The 25,466-nt window shown below is 59.8% G+C and carries 26 protein-coding genes; 16 read left to right on the top strand and 10 right to left on the bottom strand.

What is annotated here, in order from left to right; translation table 11 throughout:
* Positions 1 to 86 precede the first annotated feature (86 nt).
* The 8 genes from NOM67_RS06415 (at position 87) to NOM67_RS06380 (ending at position 6,552) form a co-directional block, all read left to right on the top strand.
* On the top strand, positions 87 to 1,658 hold the full coding sequence (locus NOM67_RS06415; protein ID WP_255934780.1) for a cytochrome ubiquinol oxidase subunit I: 1,572 nt from the start codon (positions 87 to 89) through the stop codon (positions 1,656 to 1,658).
* On the top strand, positions 1,658 to 2,797 hold the full coding sequence (cydB, locus tag NOM67_RS06410; protein ID WP_255934778.1) for a cytochrome d ubiquinol oxidase subunit II: 1,140 nt from the start codon (positions 1,658 to 1,660) through the stop codon (positions 2,795 to 2,797). Before NOM67_RS06415 ends, cydB begins: the two co-directional genes overlap by 1 nt.
* Before the next feature lie 16 nt (positions 2,798 to 2,813).
* Complete coding sequence (cydX, locus tag NOM67_RS06405) at positions 2,814 to 2,924, top strand: cytochrome bd-I oxidase subunit CydX (protein WP_041208534.1); 111 nt, start codon at positions 2,814 to 2,816, stop codon at positions 2,922 to 2,924.
* A gap of 112 nt (positions 2,925 to 3,036) precedes the next feature.
* The gene (locus tag NOM67_RS06400) at positions 3,037 to 4,002 is read left to right on the top strand and encodes an MBL fold metallo-hydrolase (RefSeq protein ID WP_255934768.1); all 966 of its coding nucleotides are present in this window, start codon (positions 3,037 to 3,039) and stop codon (positions 4,000 to 4,002) included.
* Positions 3,995 to 4,327 (top strand): hypothetical protein, encoded by a 333-nt coding sequence (locus NOM67_RS06395; protein WP_201911704.1) that lies wholly within the window; start codon positions 3,995 to 3,997, stop codon positions 4,325 to 4,327. The genes NOM67_RS06400 and NOM67_RS06395 overlap by 8 nt, the downstream gene beginning before the upstream one ends.
* Complete coding sequence (locus tag NOM67_RS06390; RefSeq protein ID WP_255934765.1) at positions 4,315 to 5,172, top strand: DUF692 domain-containing protein; 858 nt, start codon at positions 4,315 to 4,317, stop codon at positions 5,170 to 5,172. Before NOM67_RS06395 ends, NOM67_RS06390 begins: the two co-directional genes overlap by 13 nt.
* Entirely contained in the window at positions 5,165 to 5,959 is a 795-nt protein-coding gene (locus NOM67_RS06385; protein WP_255934763.1) for a putative DNA-binding domain-containing protein, read from the top strand. The genes NOM67_RS06390 and NOM67_RS06385 overlap by 8 nt, the downstream gene beginning before the upstream one ends.
* Positions 5,956 to 6,552: a DoxX family protein gene (locus NOM67_RS06380; RefSeq protein ID WP_182925733.1), complete on the top strand. Its 597-nt coding sequence runs from the start codon at positions 5,956 to 5,958 to the stop codon at positions 6,550 to 6,552. Before NOM67_RS06385 ends, NOM67_RS06380 begins: the two co-directional genes overlap by 4 nt.
* 126 nt (positions 6,553 to 6,678) lie before the next feature.
* Here NOM67_RS06380 and NOM67_RS06375 read toward each other — a convergent pair whose 3' ends face one another.
* The 6 genes from NOM67_RS06375 to NOM67_RS06350 all read right to left on the bottom strand — a co-directional run bounded on the left by NOM67_RS06375 (position 6,679) and on the right by NOM67_RS06350 (position 11,243).
* Positions 6,679 to 7,350: an NAD(P)H-dependent oxidoreductase gene (locus NOM67_RS06375; RefSeq protein ID WP_005359664.1), complete on the bottom strand. Its 672-nt coding sequence runs from the start codon at positions 7,348 to 7,350 to the stop codon at positions 6,679 to 6,681.
* A 155-nt stretch (positions 7,351 to 7,505) separates the two neighbouring features.
* Positions 7,506 to 8,684, bottom strand: a complete 1,179-nt coding sequence (locus NOM67_RS06370; RefSeq protein WP_255934757.1) for an MFS transporter — start codon at positions 8,682 to 8,684, stop codon at positions 7,506 to 7,508.
* 528 nt (positions 8,685 to 9,212) lie between these two features.
* The gene (gene dkgB, locus NOM67_RS06365; protein ID WP_255934754.1) at positions 9,213 to 10,016 is read right to left on the bottom strand and encodes a 2,5-didehydrogluconate reductase DkgB; all 804 of its coding nucleotides are present in this window, start codon (positions 10,014 to 10,016) and stop codon (positions 9,213 to 9,215) included.
* Positions 10,017 to 10,062: 46 nt separating this feature from the next.
* Positions 10,063 to 10,359 (bottom strand): putative quinol monooxygenase, encoded by a 297-nt coding sequence (locus tag NOM67_RS06360; protein ID WP_198506007.1) that lies wholly within the window; start codon positions 10,357 to 10,359, stop codon positions 10,063 to 10,065.
* 136 nt (positions 10,360 to 10,495) lie between these two features.
* Complete coding sequence (locus tag NOM67_RS06355; protein WP_255934750.1) at positions 10,496 to 10,858, bottom strand: VOC family protein; 363 nt, start codon at positions 10,856 to 10,858, stop codon at positions 10,496 to 10,498.
* The gene (locus NOM67_RS06350) at positions 10,845 to 11,243 is read right to left on the bottom strand and encodes a DUF6404 family protein (RefSeq protein WP_255934748.1); all 399 of its coding nucleotides are present in this window, start codon (positions 11,241 to 11,243) and stop codon (positions 10,845 to 10,847) included. The genes NOM67_RS06355 and NOM67_RS06350 overlap by 14 nt, the downstream gene beginning before the upstream one ends.
* A 193-nt stretch (positions 11,244 to 11,436) precedes the next feature.
* Here NOM67_RS06350 and NOM67_RS06345 point away from each other — a divergent pair, with 193 nt between their 5' ends.
* Positions 11,437 to 12,339, top strand: coding sequence for a LysR substrate-binding domain-containing protein (locus NOM67_RS06345; RefSeq protein WP_219270740.1), 903 nt, complete (start codon positions 11,437 to 11,439; stop codon positions 12,337 to 12,339).
* Between the two features lie 80 nt (positions 12,340 to 12,419).
* Here NOM67_RS06345 and NOM67_RS06340 read toward each other — a convergent pair whose 3' ends face one another.
* The 4 genes from NOM67_RS06340 to NOM67_RS06325 all read right to left on the bottom strand — a co-directional run bounded on the left by NOM67_RS06340 (position 12,420) and on the right by NOM67_RS06325 (position 17,402).
* Positions 12,420 to 12,638 (bottom strand): hypothetical protein, encoded by a 219-nt coding sequence (locus tag NOM67_RS06340; RefSeq protein WP_104014458.1) that lies wholly within the window; start codon positions 12,636 to 12,638, stop codon positions 12,420 to 12,422.
* Positions 12,639 to 12,822: 184 nt separating this feature from the next.
* On the bottom strand, positions 12,823 to 14,799 hold the full coding sequence (locus NOM67_RS06335; protein ID WP_255934747.1) for a methyl-accepting chemotaxis protein: 1,977 nt from the start codon (positions 14,797 to 14,799) through the stop codon (positions 12,823 to 12,825).
* A 197-nt stretch (positions 14,800 to 14,996) separates the two neighbouring features.
* Positions 14,997 to 16,499, bottom strand: a complete 1,503-nt coding sequence (glpK, locus tag NOM67_RS06330) for a glycerol kinase GlpK (protein WP_033112913.1) — start codon at positions 16,497 to 16,499, stop codon at positions 14,997 to 14,999.
* A gap of 54 nt (positions 16,500 to 16,553) precedes the next feature.
* On the bottom strand, positions 16,554 to 17,402 hold the full coding sequence (locus NOM67_RS06325; protein WP_033112912.1) for an MIP/aquaporin family protein: 849 nt from the start codon (positions 17,400 to 17,402) through the stop codon (positions 16,554 to 16,556).
* Between the two features lie 491 nt (positions 17,403 to 17,893).
* Between NOM67_RS06325 and glpT the strand changes: the two genes are divergently transcribed.
* The 7 genes from glpT (at position 17,894) to hdfR (ending at position 25,322) form a co-directional block, all read left to right on the top strand.
* The gene (glpT, locus tag NOM67_RS06320; RefSeq protein ID WP_033112911.1) at positions 17,894 to 19,249 is read left to right on the top strand and encodes a glycerol-3-phosphate transporter; all 1,356 of its coding nucleotides are present in this window, start codon (positions 17,894 to 17,896) and stop codon (positions 19,247 to 19,249) included.
* 102 nt (positions 19,250 to 19,351) lie between these two features.
* Positions 19,352 to 20,110 carry a DeoR/GlpR family transcriptional regulator gene (locus NOM67_RS06315; protein ID WP_033112910.1) on the top strand — a complete coding sequence of 253 codons (759 nt, stop codon included), beginning with the start codon at positions 19,352 to 19,354 and terminating at the stop codon, positions 20,108 to 20,110.
* A 294-nt stretch (positions 20,111 to 20,404) separates the two neighbouring features.
* Complete coding sequence (glpD, locus tag NOM67_RS06310) at positions 20,405 to 21,892, top strand: glycerol-3-phosphate dehydrogenase (protein WP_156853438.1); 1,488 nt, start codon at positions 20,405 to 20,407, stop codon at positions 21,890 to 21,892.
* A 95-nt stretch (positions 21,893 to 21,987) separates the two neighbouring features.
* A complete protein-coding gene (gene glpQ / locus NOM67_RS06305) occupies positions 21,988 to 23,076 on the top strand; it encodes a glycerophosphodiester phosphodiesterase (RefSeq protein WP_156853439.1) in 1,089 nt (362 codons plus the stop codon).
* Between the two features lie 220 nt (positions 23,077 to 23,296).
* Positions 23,297 to 23,779: a serine protease inhibitor ecotin gene (gene eco / locus NOM67_RS06300; protein ID WP_033112907.1), complete on the top strand. Its 483-nt coding sequence runs from the start codon at positions 23,297 to 23,299 to the stop codon at positions 23,777 to 23,779.
* A gap of 299 nt (positions 23,780 to 24,078) precedes the next feature.
* Positions 24,079 to 24,450 carry a DUF413 domain-containing protein gene (gene maoP / locus NOM67_RS06295; RefSeq protein WP_033112906.1) on the top strand — a complete coding sequence of 124 codons (372 nt, stop codon included), beginning with the start codon at positions 24,079 to 24,081 and terminating at the stop codon, positions 24,448 to 24,450.
* Entirely contained in the window at positions 24,450 to 25,322 is an 873-nt protein-coding gene (gene hdfR / locus NOM67_RS06290; protein WP_041208513.1) for an HTH-type transcriptional regulator HdfR, read from the top strand. Before maoP ends, hdfR begins: the two co-directional genes overlap by 1 nt.
* Positions 25,323 to 25,466 lie beyond the last annotated feature (144 nt).

Here is a 25,466-nt window from a genome sequence, read left to right as displayed (position 1 = left end):
ACTGCATCTGTTATAGGTGTCATGACCCGTGGTGTACTTGTCCTGCATGAAACGTGCAAGGCAAATACAACAAAAGAGAGTGACGCATGATCAATCCGGATGACGTGGTCAGCCTGTCGCGCCTGCAATTTGGCGCCACGGCCCTGTTCCACTTCCTGTTTGTCCCCCTCACCCTGGGGCTGTCCTGGATCCTGGTGATCGCCGAGTCGGCCTATGTGATGACCGGCAAGGTGATCTATCAGGACATCACCCGCTTCTGGGGCAAACTGTTTGGCATCAACTTCGTCATGGGGGTCACCACGGGGATCACCATGGAGTTCCAGTTCGGCACCAACTGGGCCTATTACTCCCACTACGTGGGGGACATCTTCGGCACCCCGCTGGCCATCGAGGGGCTGATGGCCTTCTTCCTCGAATCGACCCTGGTGGGGCTCTTCTTCTTTGGCTGGGACAAGCTCTCCCGCGGCAAGCACCTGCTGGTGACCATGCTGGTGGCGCTCGGCTCCAACCTCTCGGCGCTCTGGATCCTGATCGGCAACGGCTGGATGCAAAACCCGGTGGGGGCCGAGTTCAACCTGCTGACCCAACGGATGGAGCTGGTGGATATCGCCGCCGTGCTGCTCAATCCGGTGGCGCAGGTGAAGTTCGTTCACACCGTTGCTGCGGGTTATGTGGCTGCCTCCATGTTTGTGATGGGGGTGAGCAGCTGGTATCTGCTGCGCAAAACCGAGGTGCAGTTCGCCCTGCGCTCTTTTGCCATCGCCTCCGGTTTCGGGCTGGCCGCCATCCTCTCGGTTATCGTGCTCGGGGATGAGTCTGGCTATCGCACCGGTGAGGTGCAGAAGGTGAAGCTCGCCGCCATCGAGGCGGAGTGGCACACCGAGCCGGCACCGGCCTCCTTCACCCTGTTCGGCTTTCCGGATCAGCAGGGGGAGACCACCCACGCCGCCATCAAGATCCCGTATCTGATGGGGATCATCGCCACTCGCTCCCTCGATGAGGCGGTGACCGGCCTCAAGGATCTCAAGATGCAGCACGAGGCGCGTATTCGCAGCGGCATGGTGGCGTCCGGTGCACTCGAAGAGATCCGCGCCGGCAACGACTCGGCCGAAAACCGGGCGCTGTTTGCCAAACACGGCAAGGATCTCGGCTACGGTCTGCTGCTCACCCCCTATGCCAGCAATATCGCCAAGGCGGGGGAGGCGGAGATCGCCAAGGCGGTGGAGGACTCCATCCCGCAGGTGGCGCCGCTCTTCTTCGGTTTCCGTCTGATGGTGGGGCTCGGCGTCGCGATGCTGGGGCTGATGGTGGTGAGCTTTGTCCAGCTCTGCCGCAACCGGCTGCAGAGCTCGCCACGCCTGCTCAAGACCCTGCTCTGGAGCATTCCGCTGCCCTGGATCGCCATCGAGGCGGGCTGGTTTGTGGCCGAGTTTGGTCGCCAGCCCTGGACCATCAGCGACGTGCTGCCGGTCTCGGCCTCGGTCTCCCTGCTTACCCCGGGCCAGCTCTGGTTCAGTCTCATCGCCATCTGCTCCATCTACACCCTGCTGCTGGTGGTGGAGCTGTTCCTGCTGCGCCGGGTGATCCGCAAGGGGCCCGCCATTCTCCATACCGGCCGCTACAGCGGTGAACAACCCGAACTTGCGAGGATCGCCTGATGGATTACGCAACTCTGAAACTCATCTGGTGGGCGCTGCTGCTCTTCATGATGGTCGGCTTTATCGTGATGGATGGCTTCGATCTCGGCATCGCCATGTTGCTGCCGGTGGTCTCGCAGGATGACGACGACCGGCGGCTGGTGATCAACAGCGTGGGGCCGGTGTGGGAGGGCAATCAGGTGTGGCTGATTGCCGGTGCCGGCGCCCTGTTCGCCGCCTGGCCGCTGGTCTATGCCGCCGCCTTCTCGGTGCTTTACATCCCCATGGTGGTGCTGCTGCTCGGCCTGTTTCTGCGCCCGGTCGGTTTTGACTATCGCAGCAAGCTGACCGACCCGCTGTGGCGCCGCTGGTGGGATCGGGCGCTGGTGGCGGGGGGCCTGATACCGACCCTGATCCTCGGCGCCGCCATCGGTCTGGTGATGCAGGGCTTGCCGTTTCGCTTCGACACGGCGCTGCGTCTGCACTACGGCGCGTTCGACTTCCACTGGGGCTGGTTGCTCTCGGTGCTGGCCACCGCCATCACCTTGCTGCTGCTGCACGGCGCCAGCTTTTTGCAGGCCAAGGTCACGGGGACGCCCGCGCTGCGCGCACGGGGTATCGCCATCCTGCTGGCCCCGCTGGTGACCTTTTTCTACCTGCTGGCCGGTTGGCATCTGGTGGATCTGCAGGGCTATCAGCTGACCGGTCTGGCGGGCCAGCCCTTTGACGGCAATGCGGTGCTGAGCCCGCTGATGAAGGGGGTTACCCCCCATGTCGCCGGCTGGCTGCGCAACTACCACGAGCAGCCGCTGCTCTGGCTGGTGCCGGTGATGGGCGCGCTGGCGCCGCTGGCGAGCGGCATCGCCGCTTGGCTGGAGCGCGGACGGCTGGCTCTGGTGGCAAGCGCCATGGCCTGCATCGCCATGCTCGGCTCGGTGGCCATCTCGCTCTTCCCCTTCGTGCTCCCTTCAACCCTTGATGCCGCGAGCAGCCTGACCCTGTGGGATGGCACCTCCAGCTACAAGACCCTGGCCATCATGTTCGGCATCGTGCTGGTGTTGATGCCGGTCAACCTCGGCTACACCGGCTGGGTCTATCGGGTGGTGCGCGGCAAGCTCGACCGCGCCCGCATCAAGCGCGACGGCCATCAACTCTACTGACCATAAGGAGGACGCCATGTGGTACTTCACCTGGATACTGGGGCTCGGCTTTGCCCTGCTGCTGGGGCTGTGCAACCTGCTCTGGCTGGAAGCGCGCTGGGAAGCGGCTGACCGCGACCAGATCTGATTTGCGGGGTTGACCCGCATGCCCGGTCGGGCCGCCTGTGGCGCAGCCCGACCACCCACCCTGCCACTTCACTGACAGTCGCGGACTGTCACTCAACCGACAGGTAATCAATATGAAACAGACATTGAAAGCGGTGGCGCTGGCCATCGGCTGCGCCCTTGCCGCCGCGCCGGCGGGTGCCGCCAGCCAGGGCGTACAACTGACGCCACTGGACAAGAACTTCACCCTGCAGGTGCTCGGTAGCGGCGGCCCCATCTCCGACGATCAGCGTGCCTCCTCCAGCGAGGTGATCTGGTGGAAGGGGAAATCCCGCATCCTGATCGATGCCGGTGGCGGCGTCTACCTGCGCTTCGGTCAGGCGGGGGCCAAGCTCGAAGAGGTCGATTTTATCGGCATTACCCACTTTCACACCGACCATGTGACCGACCTGCCCGCCCTGCTCAAGGGGGCCTACTTCTTCGAGCGCAGCGATCCGCTGGATCTGGCGGGGCCTGAGGCGGGTTCGGCCTTCCCCAGCATGAGCGGCTACTTTGACGCCCTCTTCAACAAGGAGAAGGGGGCTTATGCCTACCTGAGCGGCTTCAAGGATGGCACCGATGGTCTCTTTCCCATCACCCTGATTGATGTCCCCTATCGCGGGCCAAAACCCCACACCGTCTATCAGCAGGATGGCTTGACCATCACCGCGCTCGGCATTCCCCACGGTGACGTGCCCTGTCTGGCCTACCGGATCCAGAGCGCCGAAGGGAGCATCGTCATCTCGGCGGATCAGAACGGTTCCAACCCCGCCTTCCTCGATTTTGCCCGCGGCGCCGACATTATGGTGATGCCGCTCGCCATCCACGAGGGGGCCGACCCGGTCTCTGCCTCGCTTCATGCCAAGCCATCTGTGGTGGCCAAGATTGCCGCCGAGGTGAATCCCAAGCTGCTGGTGCTGAATCACTGGATGGGGGTCGGCCTCAATCACAAAAAAGAGGCGATCGACATCGTCAAACAGCAGTTCCACGGCCAGATCGTGGCCGCCCGCGATCTCTCCAGCTACCCCGTTTCATCCGTCAAGGAGTCCACCCATGAGTAACCCAAGCAGCAACAAGACCAACAAACTGACCCTCTCCATCGCCATGACCAGCCTGATTGCCCTGACCCCGGGGCTGGCGCTGGCGGCCACCCCGAGCGATGCGCCGGTCAAGGCCGCCCCCAGCGAACAGCACGGTGGCAAGTGTGCGGCGGGCAAGTGCGGCACCGAGAAGCGCTTTGAAAAGCAAGCCCTTGACAGTGACCCACAGGGGCGGCTGGTGCGCGCTCGCGACGGCAAGTGTGGCGTGGCGGGAGAGGGGATTGATAGCGACAGATCCGGTTCCAACAACGGCAGCAAGATGACGGAGGGGGTATGCGGTCAATAAGCTCCCGCAGTCGGGGGATCGGGCTGCGGCAGGAGCATCTGGATGCGCTCTGCTCCGGCCCCGTCCGCCCCGGCATCGACTTTCTCGAACTGGCGCCGGAGAACTGGATGGCCATCGGCGGCGCCAGGCGGGCGCAGCTGCACCGGATCGCCGAGCGTTACCCGCTGGTGGCCCACGGCCTCAGCCTCTCCCTCGGCGATTGTCAGCCCCTCAATCGCACTTTGCTCAGCCAGATCCGCACCTTTCTGGATGAGTTCGGCATCGATATCTACAGCGAGCATTTGAGCTTTTCCCGCGACCAGCAGGGTTATCTTTACGAGCTCTTACCGGTGCCGCGTCAGTGGGAGAACATCCCCTATCTGGCAGAGCGGATCGCGCAGGTGCAGGAGGCGCTGGCCCGCCCGCTGGTGCTGGAAAATATCTCCTACTACCACGGCTATGACCACGAGATGCCGGAGGAGGATTTTCTCGCCGAGCTGGTGGCGCGCAGCGGCTGCGAGCTGCTGCTCGATATCAACAACGTCTTCGTCAACAGCCGCAACCACGGTTACTGCCCCAAGCGGATGATCGCCGGGCTGCCGGGCAGTGCGATCCGCTATTTCCATATCGCTGGTCATCTGGAAGAGGCGGACGGCACTTTACTGGATACCCATGGTCGTCCGGTATGTGAGGAGGTGGTGGCGCTGGCCCGTTATACGGTGCAGACCCACGGCCTGCGCCCCCTGCTGCTGGAGCGGGATCACCATCTGCCACCGCTGGCAGAGCTGGAGGCCGAACTGGCGCGGGTGCACGGCGCCTGTTGCGAGGCGATCGACCATCAGGTGCGGGAGGTGCGCTATGGATAGACGGTTATCTCTGATCACTGCGCCCAAAACGGCCCCGCAGCGGATGCAGCAGCAGACCGCCTGGCTGGCGAGCTGGGTGCGGTTGCCGCAGGATGGCATCGCCAGCCACTATGCCCGCAGCGTGCGCGCCAATGTGGAGTCGGTGCTGGAGAGCGCTTTTCCGCTCACCCACGCTCACTGGGCGCCGGTGGACAGAGGGCAGCTGGTGGAGGGCTTTGTTATCGCGCACGGCGCCGAGGCCCCCGAGTTTCACCATATCGCCACCGAGTTTGTCCGCTATGTGCAGCATCGCCACGGCGAGGGCTCCCTCAACTGGCCCAGGCAGCGGCTGGCGCTGCTGGAGTACGAGTGGGCCTGCCTCTGTGTCGAGATTGACCAAGGGGGGGGGCCGCAAGTGTTGCCGGGGGAGGAAGTGACGGCGGAGAGTTCGCTTGTGCTCAATCCCACCCTACAACTGCTTGAACTCCCCTTTGCCATTCGTCGCAGCGGCGTGGTGCCGACCCGGCAGGGCAACCACTTCTATGGCCTGTTTCGCAGTCCGGATCATCAGGTGGTGACCCAGCGGTTGCGCGAATGGGACGTGGCGCTGATCCAGCTGCTGCAACAGCAGCCGGGGATCATCCAAGCCACATTCAAACAACAGGTGCAACAGGTTCGCAGCGACTTTGATCTTATCGAGTGGGCGCGCCATTTTCACCGGCTGGGTCTGTTGATCATGCCCGTCGGTGAGCGCCAGCCTAGCACTCCCTTGCCCTCATTTAGAAAACACCAAGGAGAATTCCCATGAACAACACCCTGATCCAGTGGTACGAGCGGGCGGTAGCCCAGTGCAAGCGGCTCGATTTTCTGGCCCTGCTGGCCATTCGCCTCTATCTCATTCCGGTCATCTATGTGGGGGCCCACTCCAAGGTGGTGGGCTTTGCCGGCACGGTCGCCTGGTTTGGCGCCCCAGTCTCGGAGGGGGGGCTCAACTTGCCGTTCCCGACCCTGCTCGCCTTTCTGGCGGCGGGCACCGAGGTGCTGGGCTGCATCTGCATCGCCCTTGGCCTCTTTACCCGCATCATGGCCATTCCCACCATCTTCCTGATGAGCGTGGCGAGCGCTATGGTGCACTGGAAGCACGGCTGGGATGCCATCGCCACCGGCAGCATGGAGGCCACTGTGCGCCTCAACGGCTTTATCGAGTGGCTGGCCGCCAACTTCCCCGGTCGCTACAACTACATCACCGAGCTCGGGGACCCCGTGATGCTCAACAACGGGATGGAGTTTGCCGCCACCTACTTCGTGATGCTACTGGTGCTGCTGGTTTACGGCGGGGGCCGCTACGTCAGCCTCGACTACTGGCTCAAGCGTGCCGTGACCGGCAAAGCAGGCGTGTAACAGGCGGCATAAGGCTTGCCCACGGATAACAAAAACCATAACGACAGAGCGTGAAAAACAGCGAGCGGCCGGGGGCCGCTCGCTGTTTTTGTGCTGTGTGGGGGGGAGTGTCAGCTGCGTCAGCCGTTACTGGTAGCGGCCAACCGCGATGGGGGACTCCTGCTCAATCTGGCCAAGGCGCTCGGCCCACTGGGCAAGCCAGGCTTCCCGCTCTTCTTGCGAGACCCGCACCGGGGCATAACAGATATGGGGGCGCAGTACATCGAAGCCGACAAATTGCAGGATCCCGCGCTGGATGGGACGCAGCACTCCGTCAATATCGCCGTTGAAGCCGTCGGGCAGATAGGTCTCGGCAGGGCCGCCGGTGGTCAGGCTCAGCAAAGCCCGCTTGCCGCGAAACTTGCCGCTCTCGTAGATATGGCCCTGACCATAAACCCGCCCCATGGCAAAGACCCGATCCACCCACCCCTTGAGAATGGCGGGCAGGCCAAACCACCAGAGCGGGAACTGGAAGATCAGCAGGTCAGCCGCCTCCAGCTTTTGCATCTCCTGCTCCAGCTGCGGGGCAAAGCTGCCCTGCTCGGTGGCAGCCAGCTCTTCAAGCTGCAGCTTGAGAAAATCGGGATCGCTGGCGGCGGTGAAGTTGCGCCGATCCGAGACGGGATCAAAGCCCATGGCATAGAGATCGCTGGTCATCACTGTGTGGCCCGCCTGCTCCAGCGCCCTGATGGCGTGGCAGAAGAGGGCACCGTTGAAACTTTTGGGTTCGGGATGGGCATAGACGATAAGCACCTTCATAACAGACTCCGTGGCAAATGATGCGAGGGTGACAGGCTTGGTTGCTGAAACAGTTGCTGAAATGGTTGCCGGGTTAACGCTGTGTCACAGCATAGAAGCCTGCCGCGCCGATTGCAGCAGGCGCCACGCTCTTGCGTGACGCCTGCTGGCGCAGCTTATGCCTGACAGGCGGCGAGCCGGACGGCTTCGCGGCGCTCGCTGACATGGGTCAGCCCGTAGGCCAGCAGCACGATAAGGGCGCCGATCCAGGGGGTGTGCATCAGGCCGAGGTGCTCCACCACCAAGCCACCGACTACGGAACCGAGCGCAATGCCGACGTTGAAGGCTGCAATATTGAGGCCCGATGCCACATCCACCGCCTTGGGGGTGTGCAGCTCGGCCTGTTTGACCACCAGCACCTGCAGACCCGGCACATTGCCGAAGGCAAAGGCGCCCCACACCAGCACGGTAAGCACGGCCAGCACCGGGTGCGGGGCTGTGAAGGTTAGGGCCAGCAGCACCAGCGCCAGACCGGCAAACAGCAGCTTCAGTGCAGGCAGGGGGCCCATCTTGTCGGCCAGCTTGCCGCCCCAGATATTGCCGACGGCAACCGATACCCCGTACACCAGCAGGATCAGGCTCACCGCACCGGCGCTAAAGCCGCTCACCTGCTGCAGGATGGGGGCGAGGAAGGTGAAAGCGGTGAAGGCGCCGCCATAACCGAGGGCGGTCTTGGCGTAGACCAGCAGCAGCGGCTTTTTGGTCAGTACCGAAAGCTGCTCGCGGATGGTCGAGGCTGCCCCCTTGGGCAGGTTGCTCGGGATCAGCAGCAGGCTACCCACCATGGCGACCAGACCCAGCAGGCTTACTACCAGAAAGGTTTCACGCCAGCCAAAGACCTGACCAATCCAGGTGCCGAGCGGTACGCCGGTTACCAGTGCCACGGTAAGGCCGCTGAACATGATGGCGATAGCGCTCGCCGCCTTCTCTTTGGCCACAAGACCCGTGGCGATGGTGCTGCCCACCGAGAAGAAGACCCCGTGCGCCAATCCGGTGAGGATGCGGGCCACGATCAGGCTCTCGTAACCGGGGGCCTGCCAGGCCAGCAGGTTGCCGGCGGTAAAGAGTGCCATCAGCCCTACCAGCAACCACTTGCGCGGCACCTTGCCGGTCAGCGCCGTGAGCACGGGGGCACCGATGGCTACGCCAAGGGCATAGAGGCTGACCAACAGGCCCGCCGAGGGGAGCGAGACATTGAGCTGCTCGGCGATGGTGGGGATAAGCCCCACGATCACAAATTCGGTGGTGCCGATCGCAAAGGCACTCAGGGTAAGGGCAAATAACGCCAGTGGCATAACAACTCCTTGGTTTGGGACTCCCGACGGGAGAATGGCGCCAGTATGCCGATGGGTTTTGTTGGCAAAAATGACGGTGACAGCAAATTACTTTTGCCAAATAAGCAGCAATGGTGAGGGCAGTGGGAGAGACAAAAGTGGCCGCAAAGGGGGGGGGGGGCGAAGTGACAGGAGAACAGAGTCAAAGCGTGCTGAGCGAGTAGGGTACAAAGAGGAAACGAGGACGGGGGCAATGGAAGGCGACAGGGTTGGCTGAACCTGCTGTGTGTGCGGGAGTGAGTAAAGAGTGAGATTAAAGGGCAAAAAAACGGGAGGCATGATGCCTCCCGCTGGTGCTGAAGAATGTCATTGAGCGTGATTTGCTCCCTTCTCCCCTTGCGGGAGAAGGGTTGGGGATGAGGGGGAGGTCGCTTGCCCTCGCCCTGACCCTCTCCCGTAGGGAGAGGGGATAGCGAGTGGTTGCAATAGGTTTGTGAGGGTTGCCGGTCCCCGCCATCGAAGCGAGAGAGCCTATGTATCTTTTCCCGTTTAATCCCAATCCGGCGCAAAGTCAGGGTTGGCGCAGCGCTCGCCCCGATCCAGCGTGGCGATGGCGGCCATCTCTTCGGCAGTGAGCGTGACCTTGAGGGCTGCAAGGTTAGCGGCGAGATTCTCCCGCTTGGTGGAGCTCGGGATCACCGTCATCTCCTGCGCCAGCAGCCAGGCCAGCGACACTTGTGCCGCCGATAACCCGTGGCGCTGGCCGATCTCCATCAGCAGCGGCTCGGTGAGCACCTTGCCATAGGCGAGCGGCATATAGGCGGTGATGGCGATGCCGTTGGCATGGCAGAATTCCACCACCTTGCGGTTTTGCAGCAGGGGGTGGATCTCCACCTGCTGGTGAGCGATGGCGCCCGGCCCCAAAATCTCGATGGCCTGTTTGAGTTGGGCCACCGTGAAGTTGGAGACCCCGATCTCGCGGGTCAGGCCTCGGGCTTTGGCCTCGGCCAGCTGCTCCAGATAGACCTCCATCGGCACTTCATCCTTGGGGGAGGGCCAGTGGATCAGCGCCAGATCCAGATAGTCGGTGCCCAGTTTTTCAAGACTTACCTCAAGGCTCGGGATCACCTTGCCCGGCCCGAATTCGCTGGTCCACACCTTGGTGGTCAGATAGATATCCTGGCGAGGCACGCCGCTCTCGCTCATCAGCTGGCCCACTTCGGCTTCGTTGGCGTAGATCTGGGCGGTGTCGATATGGCGGTAGCCAAGTTCCAAACCCTGCAACAGAGAGTCGCGCAGGGGTTGGCCGGTCAGGCGAAAGGTTCCAAGACCCAGGTTGGGCATCTTCATCATGCTACTCCTCAAACGGGTTGCAAAGGGCGCTCAGTGGCGCGGAGGATCAGGCGTCCAGCGGCTGATAGCGGCGAATGGTGCTGCCAGCAAACCAGGGCTCGGCCTTGGCAACAAACTCGGTAAAGTGAGGCTGGCCCTGATGGGCAGTAAGGGCCGCCTCGCTCTCCCACACCTCGTAGAGCATCCAGCTGTGGGGATTGTCCAAGTCCTGATGCAGCTGGTAGCGCTGGCAGCCAGCCTCCTGCAAGGTGTCCGCAATCAGCGGCTCAAGGGCGGCGCGAAAAGGCTCGGCATATTCGGGTTTGGCTTCAAGCTGGGCAATCACAATCACGGGTGATGACATCTGAACCTCCTTGGCTAAAACGAAGGGTCAGTATGCCTGCCGTGACTTGCCGGAAACAGGGTTAATAGCGCAGCAGTGAATTGAGAGAGGCACAGCAATCGGGGGTCGTGGCCCCCTATTATCAGGTGCTGGCTTATCAGGCGCCGGCGGGTTCCGACCAGACGGCAAACTCATTGCCGCTGGGCTCAACGAAGTGGAAACGACGGCCACCGGGAAAATCGAAAAGAGGGCGGTTGATGGTGCCTCCGTGTTGGCTCACCTTGGCTTGGGTCGCTTCAATATCTGCGCTGTAGAAGACCAGCAGGGCGCCGCCCTGAGCTGTCAGGTTGCACTGATCCGCCCGATAGAAGCCGCCATCCAGCCCCTCATCGGCAAAGGCGCAGTAGTCGGTGCCGTAATCGACAAACTGCCAGTCAAATACGGCCTGAAAGAAGGCCTTGGTCGCGGCAAGATCTCGCGCAGCAAACTCCACATAGTTCAGTTTTTCATGGGATTTCATTCAGCTTTTCTTCCTCATCATCAGCATCGGCGGGGTTAGCCAGTTGCTCCCAAGGGGTCAGTTTCAGCTGCTTGCGCCGTAGCCAGAGGAGACTCGCCATCACCAGGCCTGTTAATCCAGCAAACAGGGCTGTGTGGCGCAGAGCTAATAGCGGATCAATCCCCATGGATTGCCAGCTGAACAACCACATCATCGTGCTCCATATCAGGCCAAGGCCAACGCCAAATACCAGCAAGTTGGTTAGCCAGCTCTCGTAGTGAGGCGGTTTGACAGGCCAGCCAAGTTGGCGCAACAACCAGAACAAGGGGAGATTGTAGTTGGACTGCCATACCCCTTTGTTTGCCAGTTCCTGATGGGCAGCCGTCAGCCGCTCTTCAAATGTCATCCTGTTCTTCCTTATGTCTATTCGGTTTCATACGAACCAATATGGTCCCATTCTACCGGCAAACACCGAACAGAGTTTGAGCTGGCCATCACGTTATCTCTTTGCTGTGATGGTGAAGCCATATCAGGCAATGCTTGCCAATACAGAGCGGCTACGCCTATAAAAGCCCATTACTCTTGTCCGGATAACAGCAATGAAGACCCATTCTGATGAACTTACCCTGTTTGTGGCGGTGGTGGAGGCGGGCAGTTTTCGCCAGGCGGCGGAGAACCTCGGTATGGACAACTCGGTGGTGAGCCGCGGCATCAAACGGCTGGAGGAGAAGCTCTCAACCGTGCTGCTCAATCGCACCACGAGGCGGGTCAGCCTGACCGAGGAGGGGAGCTGGTTCTATCTGCGGGCGGTGAAGATCCTGACCGAGATGAGCGAGGCGGAGGGGCTGCTGCTGATGCGCCGCGAACAGCCGGAGGGAATATTGCGGGTCGATGCGGCCACGCCTTTTATCCTCCATCGGCTGGTGCCCATTATTGGCGAGTTTCGACGTCGTTATCCGGCCATCGAGCTGCAGCTGCACAGCTCGGAGGGCTTTATCAATCTGATGGAGCGGCGGGTAGACATGGCCATCCGCATCGGCGAGCTGAGCGACTCCTCTTTGCGCGCGCTGCCCCTTGGCCGCTCACGGTTGCGGTTGCTGGCCTCTCCCGGCTATTTGAGCGAGCGTGGCACCCCGCGCCAGCCGGCAGATCTGCTGAGCGGCCACGAGCTGCTTGGCTTTTTGCATCCCGATCACCTCAACCACTGGCCGCTATTGAGTGCCGAGCAGGGGGATCGCTTTCCCATCACTCCCAGCCTGCGTGCCAGTAGTGGGGAAACCTTGCGTCAGCTGGCGCTGGCGGGGCAGGGGATCGTCTGTCTGTCGGACTTTATGACCGGGCCGGATCGGGCGAGCGGGGCGCTGGTGGAGGTGCTGGCGCGCAGCAACAGCGGCGCCTCGCGTCCCATCAATGCGGTCTTCTATTCCGATGCCCAGCGCGATATCCGGCTGCGGGTCTGGCTCGATTTTCTCAAGGAGCAGCTGGGCAGCCATACCCTCTAGCCGATGAATGGCATTTATGGCCAGATAGACAAACGGCCGACATAGGGTCGGCCGTTTTGCGGGAAGGTGGGGGGAGCGGTTTAGCGCGGCAGCTTGCCAAAGACCCGGCTAAGCAGGGCGCCGCCGATGACGGGGGGAACGGCCAGCAGCAGGGTCCACTGCCATGAGAGCCCGCCCAGGGTAGCGGCCAGAACGATGGTGGTCAGGACCACCAGTTGGGCGACCATCATCAGAAAGGTGCCTTCGCGGGGGGTCAGTGCATTCTCTTCTTGGGTGGTGCGGGTGCTGGTCGGTTTCATGATTTCATTCCTCTTATTGAGCCTGATATCACTAAGCAACCGCCGTTCCATCTTTTTTCATGTTAATAATCAACAGGTTGTACTTTTTATCGTTATTCCTGTTATGAGAGTGCTAGCAAAATGATTCGCAAAATGAAAACGCCACCTTGCGGTGGCGTTCTCATTTGCATGAGAGGCTGGCAGGTCAACGAATGCGGTATTGACGGATCTGCTCATCGATCGCTTTTGCCAGCTCGAACAGCTCGCGACTGGCGGCATTGCTCTCCTCTGCATGCTCGCGCTGATGCTCAGCCACCATGGCCAGTTCGTCGAGGGCGGCCTTGGCCTGCCCCATCTGCTGATGCTGGGATTGGGCCAGCGCACTTATCTCGTTGATCTCGAGTGCCGCCTGATTGATCTGGCTGGTGGCATCGATCAGTACCTCCTTGGCCTGACTCATCCGGTTGTATCCCTCTTCGCTCAAGGTGCGCGAGTCGGTCATCGAGTTGCTGGCCTGGCGGGTACCCTCCTGCAGGCGCAGGATCAGATCCTGTACATCCTTGGTCGCTGTCTGGGTGCGCACTGCCAGCTGGCGCACCTCGTCGGCCACCACGGCGAAACCGCGCCCCATGTCGCCCGCCCGGGCCGCTTCGATGGCGGCGTTGAGGGCCAGCAGGTTGGTCTGGTTCGAGACGTCGCGAATGAGGTTCATGATCTGGGTAATGTCGTTGCTGTCCTTGACCACTTCGTCGAGCAGGGTAGAGGAGGTGCTGATGCTGCTGCGCAGCGTCTCAAGCCGGTTGGCACTCTGGGTGACATCCTGCTCGATGGTGCGCATATGGCCGGCGATATGGTGGGTCACCTCGTTGACCCCCATGGAGCGGCTGGCGATCTGCTCGGCATTATCCCCGATGAGAGCGACCACGTTGGTCAGCTCCTGAATGCTCTGGGCCTGCTGGCACGCCTCACCCGCCAGCGCTTGCGCCTGATGCAGTGACTGGGAGGATTGGGCCGACAGGGCACTGCCCGATTGCTGGAAGCGGTAGAAGCTCTGGTTCAGGCTCTGGATCAGCCGGTTGAAGCTCTGGGCCATCAACCCGAGCTCCGACTCGTCGGAAAAGTCGAGGCGGGTTGCCAGATCCCGGTCAGCAGTGATGTGGTGCATGCCATCGGCGGCTTGGCGAATGGGGCGGCTGATGGAGTGGGCGAGCCAGGCCGACGCCAGCATCGCCAGGGTGCCGATGGCGAGCGAGACCATGATGATGAGCTGGCGGGATTCATGCAGTCCCTCCTCCAGCTCGGCGCCGTTGATCTCGCCGATCAGCACGCGGTTGAGCGCCGGTATGTAACGCACCGCGATAAGGTAGGTTTCACCATTCTGCGTAAGGGATTGGACGGCAACCTGTTCATGGGCATTGGGAATGAGCTGTTTGACGGTGTCGAGAAACGCTGCCTGATGGTGGGCTGCATCCTCCTGCTCCTGATCAGGGTGGATTTCGATGGAGCCGTTCATGTCGGCCAGATAGACCTGACCGCTCTTGCCGATCCGGTAGCTGCTGATGAGCTTGCGCAGTGAATTCATATTGATGGAGGTGCCCGCCACCGCCAGCGTCTTGCCTTCGGACGTGACAGCCGTATTGATGTAGAGCGACGCACGTTTATCAAAGTCAGAGATATCGAGGTTCAGCTCGTAGGGGTGATTGCGTTTGAGAAAGCCGTAGAACCAGTCATCTTTCAGGTCTGAGGCGTGCAGTTGTTTCTGGGCGGTAGGGCCGCCGCTGAAGTTGATCAGGGTATTGGTCTGGAGCGGCGCGATAAAGACATTGCCGCCAATGCGCTGCTGCAGTGCCTGAAAGTAGTGCTCCATCTTGGGCCACTCTGCTGCCGGCATGCCCTGAGCCAGCCAGTCGATGACGAAGCTGTTGCTGGCCAGTGCCTGTGCTTCGGTCAAGTGGTGGGTCAGCTCGGCAGTGAGCTGGTTGGCGATACGATCCACGCTGCTTGGCAGCTCATAGCGCTCGACCCGCTGCTGCGCTTGAGTGTGGGAGATCTGTTCCAGGATCAGGGTGATACAACTGATGGCGATGACCATCAGTATGGCGACACCGGAGAGGATCCGGGTTCTGATCCCGAGTCCTGACCAGAGGAAGTTAAGTGAAAATCGGTTTATCGCTCTGTCCATAATCCCTAGCTCCTGTAAAAAACAGGTCGCAGATGCGACCCAGAAGCAAATTATAGATAAACAACTCAATTAAGTTGTGCCGAGTGCATAAGTGAATATCGACAGGGGATGGAAAGGGAAGATAGAGCTAAAAAGAGAGGCCGACATTGCTGTCGGCCTCTCACGTTTTTCATCTCAAGGCTGTGTCGGTGACCCGATCACTCCTCTTCTGCCCAGCGGCGTGAACGCTCGACCGCTTTCTTCCAACCGCTGTAGCGTTTGGCACGATCGTCGCGGTCCATCTGCGGGATGAACTCGCGGTCCACGCTGAACTTGTCTTCCAGCTCGTCCGAGCTTTTCCAGAAGCCGACGGCCAGACCTGCCAGGAAGGCGGCACCCATGGCGGTGGTCTCGATACGGGTCGGACGCACCACCGGGGTATGCATCATGTCGGACTGGAACTGCATCAGGAAGTCGTTGGCTACCGCGCCACCGTCTACTTTCAGGGCTGCCAGCTTGATGCCGGAGTCCTGCTGCATCGCATCCAGCACATCGCGGCTCTGATAGGCGATGGATTCCAGCGCGGCACGGATGATGTGGTTGCGGTTGGCACCGCGGGTCAGGCCGACCATGGTGCCGCGAGCATACGGATCCCAGTAGGGAGCACCCAGACCAACGAAGGCCGGTACAAGATAGACGCCGTTGGTATCGCCCACTTTTGAGGCGAAGTAGTCGGTGTCGCGGGCATCGTGAATGATCTTCAGTTCGTCACGCAGCCACTGGATGGTAGCGCCGCCCATAAACACCGCACCTTCCAGCGCGTAGTTCACTTCCCCTTTCGGGCCGATGGCGACCGTGGTCAGCAGGCCATTACTGGAGCGAACCGGCTCGGTACCTGTGTTCATCAGCATGAAGCAGCCGGTGCCGTAGGTGTTCTTGGCCATCCCTTTTTCGAAGCAGAGCTGGCCGAACAGGGCTGACTGCTGGTCACCGGCGATACCGGCGATGGGGATGCGGGAGCCGCCGCCACGGGTGGTGTAGCCATACACCTCGGAAGAGGGTTTCACTTCCGGCAGCATGGACATGGGGATGCCCAGCTCGTCCAGCATGCGCTGATCCCACTTCAGGTCGCGGATGTTGTAGAGCATTGTACGGGAGGCGTTGGTCGGGTCGGTGACGTGCACTTCACCGTTGGTCATCTTCCATACCAGCCAGGTGTCGATGGTGCCGAACAGCAGCTCGCCGTTCATCGCCTTCTCGCGGGCACCTTCCACGTTGTCGAGGATCCACTTCACCTTGGTACCGGAGAAGTAGGCATCCAGCACCAGACCGGTGTTTTCACGTACGTACTCTTCCAGACCGCGTGCTTTCAGCTCTTCACAGATGGCTGCGGTGCGGCGGCACTGCCAGACGATGGCGTTGTAGATGGGTTTGCCGGTGGCCTTTTCCCACACGACAGTGGTTTCACGCTGGTTGGTGATACCGATGGCGGCGATCTCTTCGCTGCGAAGGCCGGTCTTGGCCAGCACTTCGGTGAAGACGGAGGATTGGGTTGCCCAGATCTCCATCGGGTCGTGCTCTACCCAGCCCGCTTTCGGGTAGTGCTGGGTGAATTCGCGCTGGGAGGTGCCAACGATATTGGCATCCTGATCAAAGACGATGGCGCGGGAAGAGGTAGTACCCTGGTCCAGAGCGACGACATATTTCTTTTCAGCAGACATGATGTTCTCCACGTTTTTATTTTCCACGTTTTTACACGTTGGGGAGGGGCGCTCTTAGGCGGCGGCCTCTTCTTTGGCGGTTTGGGCAGCTTGCTCGGTGGCGGCAACACGGTTGCCAGGTACACAGGGAGCCAGCACTTTGACATAGAGGGCAGTACCAATCTGGGCACCGACGATAGGGCCAAGGATGGGTACCCAGAAGTAGGGGTTATCACGGCCACCGGTCATGGCCACATCACCCCAGCCAGCCAGGAATGCGAACAGTTTGGGGCCAAAATCACGAGCCGGGTTCATGGCAAAACCGGTTAACGGGCCGAGGGAGGCACCGATCACGGCGATCAGAATACCGATCAGCAGGGCGGCGGCAAAGCCTTTGGGAGCGCCGTTGTTGTTGTCACCCAGCGCCATGATGCCCAGCATCAGCACGGCGGTGATCACCAGCTCGACGGTGAAGGCCTGCAGGTTGGAGATGGCGCCATTGGGATAGGTAGAGAAGATCCCGGCGGTGCCGAGGCTCTCGACGCTGCCGCGCACCACGTTGTGGGTCACTTCCCACTGGGTGAACAGGTTGCTATAGAGGAAGTAGACCAGCGCGGCGAAGCAGAAGGCGCCGGCGATCTGGGCGATGATGTAGGGCACGACTTTGCGCTTGTCAAAACCGGCGAAGGTCATCAACGCCAGGGTGACGGCCGGGTTGAGGTGGGCACCCGAAATACCGCCGGTCACATAGATGGCGATGGCAACGCCCAGACCCCAGGTAATGGAAATTTCCCACTGCCCGAAGTTGGCTCCCGCCAGTACCAGTGCGGCGACACATCCGACGCCGAAGAAGATCAGCAGGCCGGTTCCGATAAACTCGGCGATGCACTCGCCAAGCAGGGTATTGGGTCTTTGTATGCTCATAAGTATTCCTTAGGTATCCACCCGTAGAGGTTTGATGTTCCGTTTTATCTTTATTGTGGCTATCCATTGCGACCGAAAACGTTTCCTTGTTCTTTATTCTTCTTGCGCAAACGTTATGTTCGTTTTCGCTCGTTCTCGGACGTGAGAGAAAATAAACCTTCCCATAAATTTCACCATCCCCCCGCCATGGGAAATGTGGACAAGATCCCACTCATTGCTAAGAAAATGTGACGTAAAGCAATATGTAATCTCCACAATACCCCCTATGGGGTAGTCGCTAACCCTTGCTGTACAAGGGATGACGCTTGATGAGCGTTTTCTCATTTGGAGCTTTTTTTTGTAATAAAACTGCAATATTTGAGCATGCATCACAGAACTTATGAGCGCATATGAGCACAATTGGCTCGCTTACGAATCAATGGACTCACCTGATTCGTCTGACTGTTCAAGGGCACCCTCAACAGCCCATAACAACAATAAGGAAGCAGAACATGCTTAGTCTCTTCAGGCCTGCGGCGCACATCGACAGGCTCCCGGCCGACAAGGTCGATCCCTTCTACAAACGCATGCGTTGGCAAGTGTTCTTCGGGATCTTCTTCGGTTACGCCGGCTACTATCTGGTGCGGAAAAACTTCAGTCTGGCCATGCCCTACCTGGTCGAGCAGGGTTTTTCCCGCGGAGATCTCGGCTTTGCCCTCTCCGGGGTGTCCATCGCCTATGGTCTCTCCAAGTTCCTGATGGGGAACGTCTCTGACCGCTCCAACGCCCGTTACTTCCTCTCTGCCGGCCTGCTGCTGTCAGCTGCGCTGATGTTCATGATGGGGACCATGCACTGGGCTACCTCCAGCATCGGCATCATGTTCGTGCTCTTGTTCCTGAACGGCTGGGCACAGGGTATGGGCTGGCCGCCCTGCGGTCGCACCATGGTGCACTGGTGGTCACAGAAAGAGCGGGGCGAAGTGGTCTCGGTCTGGAACGTGGCCCACAACGTGGGTGGCGGCATGATTGGTCCGCTGTTTATTCTGGGGATGGGCTGGTTCAACGACTGGCGCAGTGCCTTCTATGTCCCGGCAGCCGCTGCGGCGGCCATCGCGGTGATCGCCTTCTTCGTGATGCGCGATACCCCGCAATCGGTCGGCCTGCCTCCTATCGAAGAGTACAAGAACGATTTTCCCAAGGATTATAACGAGAGCCACGAGCAGGAGTTTTCCGCCAAGGAGATCTTCGTCAAGTACGTGCTGCACAACAAACTGCTGTGGTACATCGCGATTGCCAACGCCTTCGTTTACCTCATTCGTTACGGTGTGCTGGACTGGGCGCCGACCTATCTGAAAGAGGCCAAGGATTTCAGCGTCGACAAATCCTCCTGGGCTTACTTCCTCTATGAGTGGGCCGGTATTCCGGGCACCCTGCTGTGCGGCTGGATCTCTGACAAGATGTTCCAGGGCCGCCGTGCGCCGGCCGGTATCCTGTTCATGGTGCTGGTAACCCTGTTCGTGCTGGTCTACTGGCTCAACCCGGCTGGCAACCCGACCGTCGACATGCTGGCACTGGTGGCCATCGGCTTCCTCATCTACGGCCCTGTCATGCTGATCGGTCTCTATGCGCTGGAGCTGGCACCGAAGAAGGCGGCCGGTACTGCAGCTGGTTTCACCGGTCTGTTTGGTTATCTGGGTGGTGCTGTGGCGGCCAACGCCATGCTGGGTTACACCGTTGACCACTTCGGCTGGGACGGCGGCTTTATGGTGCTGACCGTATCCTGCGTGCTCTCCATCATCCTGCTGGCGATGACCCTCAAGCACGAGAACCTTGCCGTGGCAGCCAGAGCCGAGGCTCATAAGGCATAAAACGTGATCCTCAGCTTATTGATCCCCAAGGGGATCAGGTAAACTGCCAAAAGGCCCCGCACCTGCCGGGGCCTTTTTTCGTCTCATCATCGGAGTGCAAGCGTGAAGCAAACCCAACGACATCTGGAGATCCTGGACGTCCTGACGCGGCAGGGATTTGTCTCGACCGACGATCTGGTGACCCATTTTGATGTCAGTCCCCAGACCATTCGCCGGGATCTGAACGATCTCGCCGAGCAGAACAAGATCCGGCGCCATCATGGCGGTGCCTCCCTGCATTCGAGTACCGTCAATACCGCCTACAGCGCCCGCAAAGTGATGCAGCTCAAGGAGAAAGAGCGCATCGCCCGCGAGGTAGCCGCCAATATTCCCGATGGCTCCTCTCTCTTTATCGATATTGGCACCACTACCGAAGCCATTGCCCGCGCCCTGCTCGATCATCGCGAGCTGCGCATTGTCACCAACAACCTCAACGTGGCCAGCATTCTGACTGCCAAGGATGACTTCACCGTCATCATCGCCGGTGGCGAAATCCGCAACCGCGATGGCGGCATCGTGGGGGAGGCGACCCGCGACTTTATCGGTCAGTTTCGCATGGACTATGGCGTCATCGGCATTTCGGGTATCGACAACGACGGCTCCCTGCTCGATTTCGACTATCACGAGGTGAAGATTGCCCAGGCCATCATCGCCCACTCCCGCCAGGTCTTTCTGGCCGCTGACCACACCAAGTTTGGTCGCAACGCCATGGTCAACCTCGGCAACATCAATCAGGTTCACGCGCTCTTTACCGATCAGGAGCCGCCCGAGAAATTGACAAGGTTGATGGCCCAGCATCAGGTCGCCTGCCATATCTGCTGATATAGCGCCTGTGTTGTGGAGTTCAGGTCGCCCTGTCGGGCGGCCTCCCTTTCGTTATTCCTCCCCTTTGGGGTATTGCCTTCCTGCTCTTCTCCCCTTCGTTGTTTGAATGTCATTGCCATGGTATTGGCAACACCTCCTTTCATTGCCCAACGCGAAGCGCCAAGCCTGTTTGGCTGCACATTGTGATCACACTTTTACAACTAAATGTTCGTTTGATGTTTTTTTATGTTCTAAAATGAGCGAAATCAAACATTGCTGTTATAGCAATCATAAAAATGAAAGTAGGTGAACATGAGCGAACATTATGATCTGGTCGTCGTTGGTGGCGGCATCAACGGGGTAGGCATTGCAGCTGATGCGGCAGGACGGGGTTTGAAAGTGGCCCTGTTCGAGGCGCAGGATCTCGCCTCAGCCACCTCTTCCAACTCCAGCAAGCTGATCCACGGTGGTCTGCGCTATCTCGAACATTACGAATTCCGGCTGGTGAAAGAGGCGCTGGCGGAGCGGGAGGTGCTGCTCGGCATGGCGCCCCATATCGCCCGCCCCATGCGCTTTCGCCTGCCGCACCGCCCGCATCTGCGTCCGGCCTGGATGATCCGCGCCGGCCTCTTCCTTTATGACAATCTAGCCAAGCGCGACAAGCTCAAGGGCAGCTGTGGCGTGCGCTTCCTGCCGCAAGATGGCCTCACCGCCGGTATCAACAAGGGGTTCGAGTATTCGGACGCCTGGGTCGACGATGCCCGGCTGGTGGTGCTCAATGCCATGATGGCGCGCGACAAGGGTGCCGACGTGCAAACCCGCACCCGCTGCGTCAAGGCGGAGCGCGGCTCAAAGCACTGGACCCTGACGCTGGAGCGGGAAGGGGGCGAGCAGTTCAGCGTCACCTGCCGTGGTCTGGTCAATGCGGCCGGCCCCTGGGTCAAGACCTTCTATGACGAGAGCCTGCACGAGAAATCTCCGCGCGGCATTCGCCTCATCAAGGGCAGCCACATGATAGTGCCGCGCATCCATGAGCGCGAAGAGGCCTACATCCTGCAAAACGAGGACAACCGTATCGTCTTCGTTATCCCATATCAGCAGGACTACTCCCTCATCGGCACTACGGATGTGGAGCACAAGGGCAGTCCGCGCGAGGCGAAGATAAGCGACGCCGAGATCAACTACCTGTGCAAGGTGGTCAACGCCCACTTCACCCGCCAGATCGCCCCCAAAGACGTGATCTGGACTTACGCCGGGGTGCGCCCGCTGTGCGACGACGAATCCGACTCGCCGCAAGCGGTGACCCGCGACTATACCCTCGAACTCTCCGGTGAATCTGACGGCGCGCCGCTGCTCTCGGTATTTGGCGGCAAGCTCACTACTTACCGCAAGCTGGCGCAGGCTGCCTGCAACAAACTCAAACCCTGGTTCAGCCAGATGGGGGATGACTGGACCGCCAGCAGCCGTCTGCCGGGTGGCGAGTTTGACTGCTCGGTCCGCGAGCTGGCACGCGCCTTTGCGCTGGAGTTTGACTGGCTCGATGATCGCAGTGCCCTGCGCATCGCCGAAGCCTATGGCGCCCATGCCCGGCTCTGGCTCAAGGAGTCCCGTGGGCAGCACTTTGGTGCCGGACTATACGAATCTGAGGTGCGCTATCTTATCGAGCGGGAGTGGGCCTGCACTCTGGAAGATATCCTCTGGCGTCGCAGCAAGCTGGGGCTGCGCTTGTCCGATTCCGAGCAACAGCAACTGGGTGAGTGGCTGGCTCACCATCACCACGGCCTGCGCAAAGCAAGCTGAGCCCTCTGAAGGGCGGCCCTGTGTCGCCCTTCCTATAACTGCAATAAACCTCTGATATAACAACTACCTACACACAATAATAAAGAGTGTCACATATGAAAAAACTCACCGTTTCCCTCATTGCGCTAAGCCTTGGGGCATCCCTCTCATTACCTGTTCTGGCCGCCGACGAAGGCAAGATAGTGATCGCTCACCGGGGCGCCTCCGGCTACCTGCCCGAGCACACCCTGGAGTCCAAGGCATTGGCCTACGGCATGGGGGCCGATTATCTGGAGCAGGATCTGGTGATGACCAAGGATGACCAGCTGGTGGTGATGCACGATCACTTCCTCGACGGTATCACCGATGTGGCCGAGCGCTTCCCCGGCCGGGCACGCCCGGATGGGCGCTACTATGTGGTGGATTTCACCCTGGATGAAGTGCGCTCCCTGCGCATGACCGAGCCGTTCCAGCTGGTGGATGGCAAGCAGGTGCCTGTCTATCCGGCCCGCTTCCCGCTGTGGAAGTCCAGCTTCAAGATCCACACCTTCCAGGAAGAGATCGAGATGATCCAGGGGCTCAACAAGAGCACCGGCAAGAACATCGGTATCTACCCGGAGATAAAAGCGCCATGGCTGTTCCGCCACGAAGGCAAGGACATCTCCAAGGCGGTGCTGAAGGTGCTCAAGGAGTACGGCTACACCAGCAAGGATGACAAGGTCTATCTGCAGTGTTTCGATACCAACGAGCTCAAGCGCATCAACAGCGAGCTGATGCCGGCCATGGGCATGGATCTCAAACTGGTGCAGCTGATGGCCGAGACCGACTGGAACGAGACCATGGTCTATGACGCCAAGGGCAAGGCAACCCCCTACAGCTATGACTGGATGTTCAAGCCGGGCGCCATGAAGGAGATCGCCAGCTACGCCGAGGGGATCGGCCCGTGGAAGCCGATGATAGTGCCGGAGCCGGGTACCCTGGGTAAACCGACCTTCACCGGCATGGTAAAAGAGGCTCACGCGGCGGGTCTCAAGGTGCATCCTTATACCTTCCGTCAGGATGAGGGACAGATCCCGGCCTATGCCAAGGACTTTACCGATCTGCTCAACATCTTCCTCTATCAGGCGGATGTGGACGGGGTGTTCAGCGACTTCCCCGACAAGGCGGTTGCCGTCATCCAAGCCCATGAAGGGACACGGAAATAGTTGGCAAAGTGTCATTTGAATTCAAAGCGGGGCCAGATGGCCTCGCTTTTTATTTAGCGGGAGCAGCGAAGGGAGTGTGCGCGGTGTCAGAAAATAGCCAAATCACGTCATCGGGTGCCGGATCTGCATCATTTTACGTGCTTTTTACGTTGCAGAGCGCTGGCATGAAATCGGCAGAGCGGTTAGTCTAGCGGCGTTGAACCAACCCCAAGAGGTACAGATGAAAACCGTATTGCGTTTTAGCCTGCTGGGCGCCTTGTTGCTGGGTGGCCATGCCTTCGCCGCCGAGCCGAAAAAATTTGATATCAGCATGTTCCCAGCCGCTGACGTGAATCAGGAACGTGTGGTGATCCGCCTGCCTGAAGTCGAGAACGAAGCCGACATGATGGTCGAGCTGCAGGTCGGCAAGAAGATGATGGTTGACTGCAATGTGCCGCGTTTTGCGGGCAACCTGGAACAGCACAGCGTCAAGGGCTGGGGCTACAACTATCTGCAACTGGGTCAGGTCTCCGACCCCATCAGCACTCTGATGGCTTGCCCGGATGGTCAGAAGAAAGAGACCTTCGTCCAAATCTATGGTCAGGGTTTCTTTGTGAACTACAACTCCAAGCTGCCGTTCGTGATCTATGTGCCGCAGGAGTACGAGGTGCGCTACCGTTTGTGGCGTGCAGACAACCTGGCACAGCCGGCCATGATCGAGTAACGATCTTCGCATCAAAAGTTCAGCTGGTTCACCTGACGAAACAAATAAAGCGCCGTATGGCGCTTTATTTTTTGCCCGATTTATCTGAAAACAGCCCGGCAATGTTTACGAAATTTTACATAAGCCTGTTATTTATCAACGATTTTTGTGTGCTTCCCCGCAAAATCGGCCCTGTCTGACGGATAATGCAGCTTCGATGAAAGATATTTATTAACATAGTAAGAAAATTGATTTTGCACTCGGCGATGGCCTGATGATACTTGCCCGCAAAGGTCAAACTAACCAGAAAAAAGAGCATTATGAGCTTCGAATCAGACAAGCGTTTCAACGACTTCAAACATTTTCCCCGTGGCCTGCGTCGCAGTGGCGAATTCACTGTGGCCGAAGCGGATAGTCTGGAAAAATACGGCACTGCCATGCTGTCACTCTATCAGGGCACCCTTGCCCCCCGTGACGATGTAGAGGCAGCCTTCATCGAACAGGTTAAATCCGGCGCTGCCGGTGCCAACCCCCACGCCAAGGTATGGTTCAAGTACCTCAAGGTGATCGGGCCCAAGCGTGTTCACCGTCTCTGCACCGTCGTTGGCGGCGCCAGCGAAGAGAGCAGCGGTGGCGGCAGCTTTGATGTCGGCGGTGGTAGCGGCGGTGGCAGTGACGAGTCCATCGATTAATGGATACCGAGCTGCTTCGGACCTTTATCGAGGTGAGCAAGACCCGGCACTTTGGCCGGGCTGCTGAAAATCTCTATCTGACCCAGTCGGCGGTGAGTTTCAGGATCCGCCAGCTTGAACAGCAACTCGGGGTCAGTCTGTTTGCCCGTCATCGCAACAACATCCGTTTGACTGCCTCCGGTGAGCGTCTGCTGCCTTATGCAGACGCCATCCTCCATACCCTCGGTCGTGCCAAACAGGATGTGGCGCTCTCGCCAGGTTTCAGCCAGCAGCTGGCCATCGGTGCTCCCGCCGTATTCTGGGAGCTCGATTTCAATGACTGGCTCAACCACATCTATGCGCTGGCACCCGGCTTGGCGGTGCGGCTGGAAACGGCTTCCCGCGAGCACCTCTGCCGTCAGTTGCTGGAACGCTCTCTCGATCTGGCTCTGCTCTCCGAGCCGACCAAGATCGACGAGATCGCCCTGCACCCCATCGGGGAGCTGGTGTTCGAGCTGGTGAGCCGGGATCCGGCGGCCAATGCCGACAACCTGATGCAGATGCCCCACATCCATCTCGACTGGGGTACCAGCTTCGAGCCGCAGCCGAGCCGGTTGCAGAGCCTGCAAAAGACCCCGGTGCTGCACTCCAGCTCTGCCAGCATGGCGCTGCAATTCGTGCTGGCCAACGGCGGTGCCGCCTATCTGCCACGGCGGATGGTCAGCCCCTTCCTCGAAAAAGGGGCGTTGCATCTGGTAGAAGGGGGCCAGCCGCTGAGTCGTCCGCTCTATCTCGCCTATCTGGAGAAATCAGATCGCCGCGAACTGATCGATCAGCTGCTGACGCTGCCGCTTGGTTGGCACGATGCCGAACTGCGGCTCGCCGCCGAATAGCTTCTGCTTTATCTTCCGTTACAGCCCACCTCCCGGTGGGCTGTCTATTTCTGGCGCAAAGGCGGGGGAGGGGTCACGTAATTGACGCAGAAGGGTTGGCGTCATCTGCCGGTAATTGTACCTTTTCAGGCTCTTTGTCTGTCA

This window comes from Aeromonas sp. SG16, from assembly GCF_024436135.1.
GTDB classification, from domain to species: Bacteria; Pseudomonadota; Gammaproteobacteria; order Enterobacterales; family Aeromonadaceae; genus Aeromonas; species Aeromonas jandaei.
This window is presented reverse-complemented; position numbering and strand designations above follow the sequence as displayed.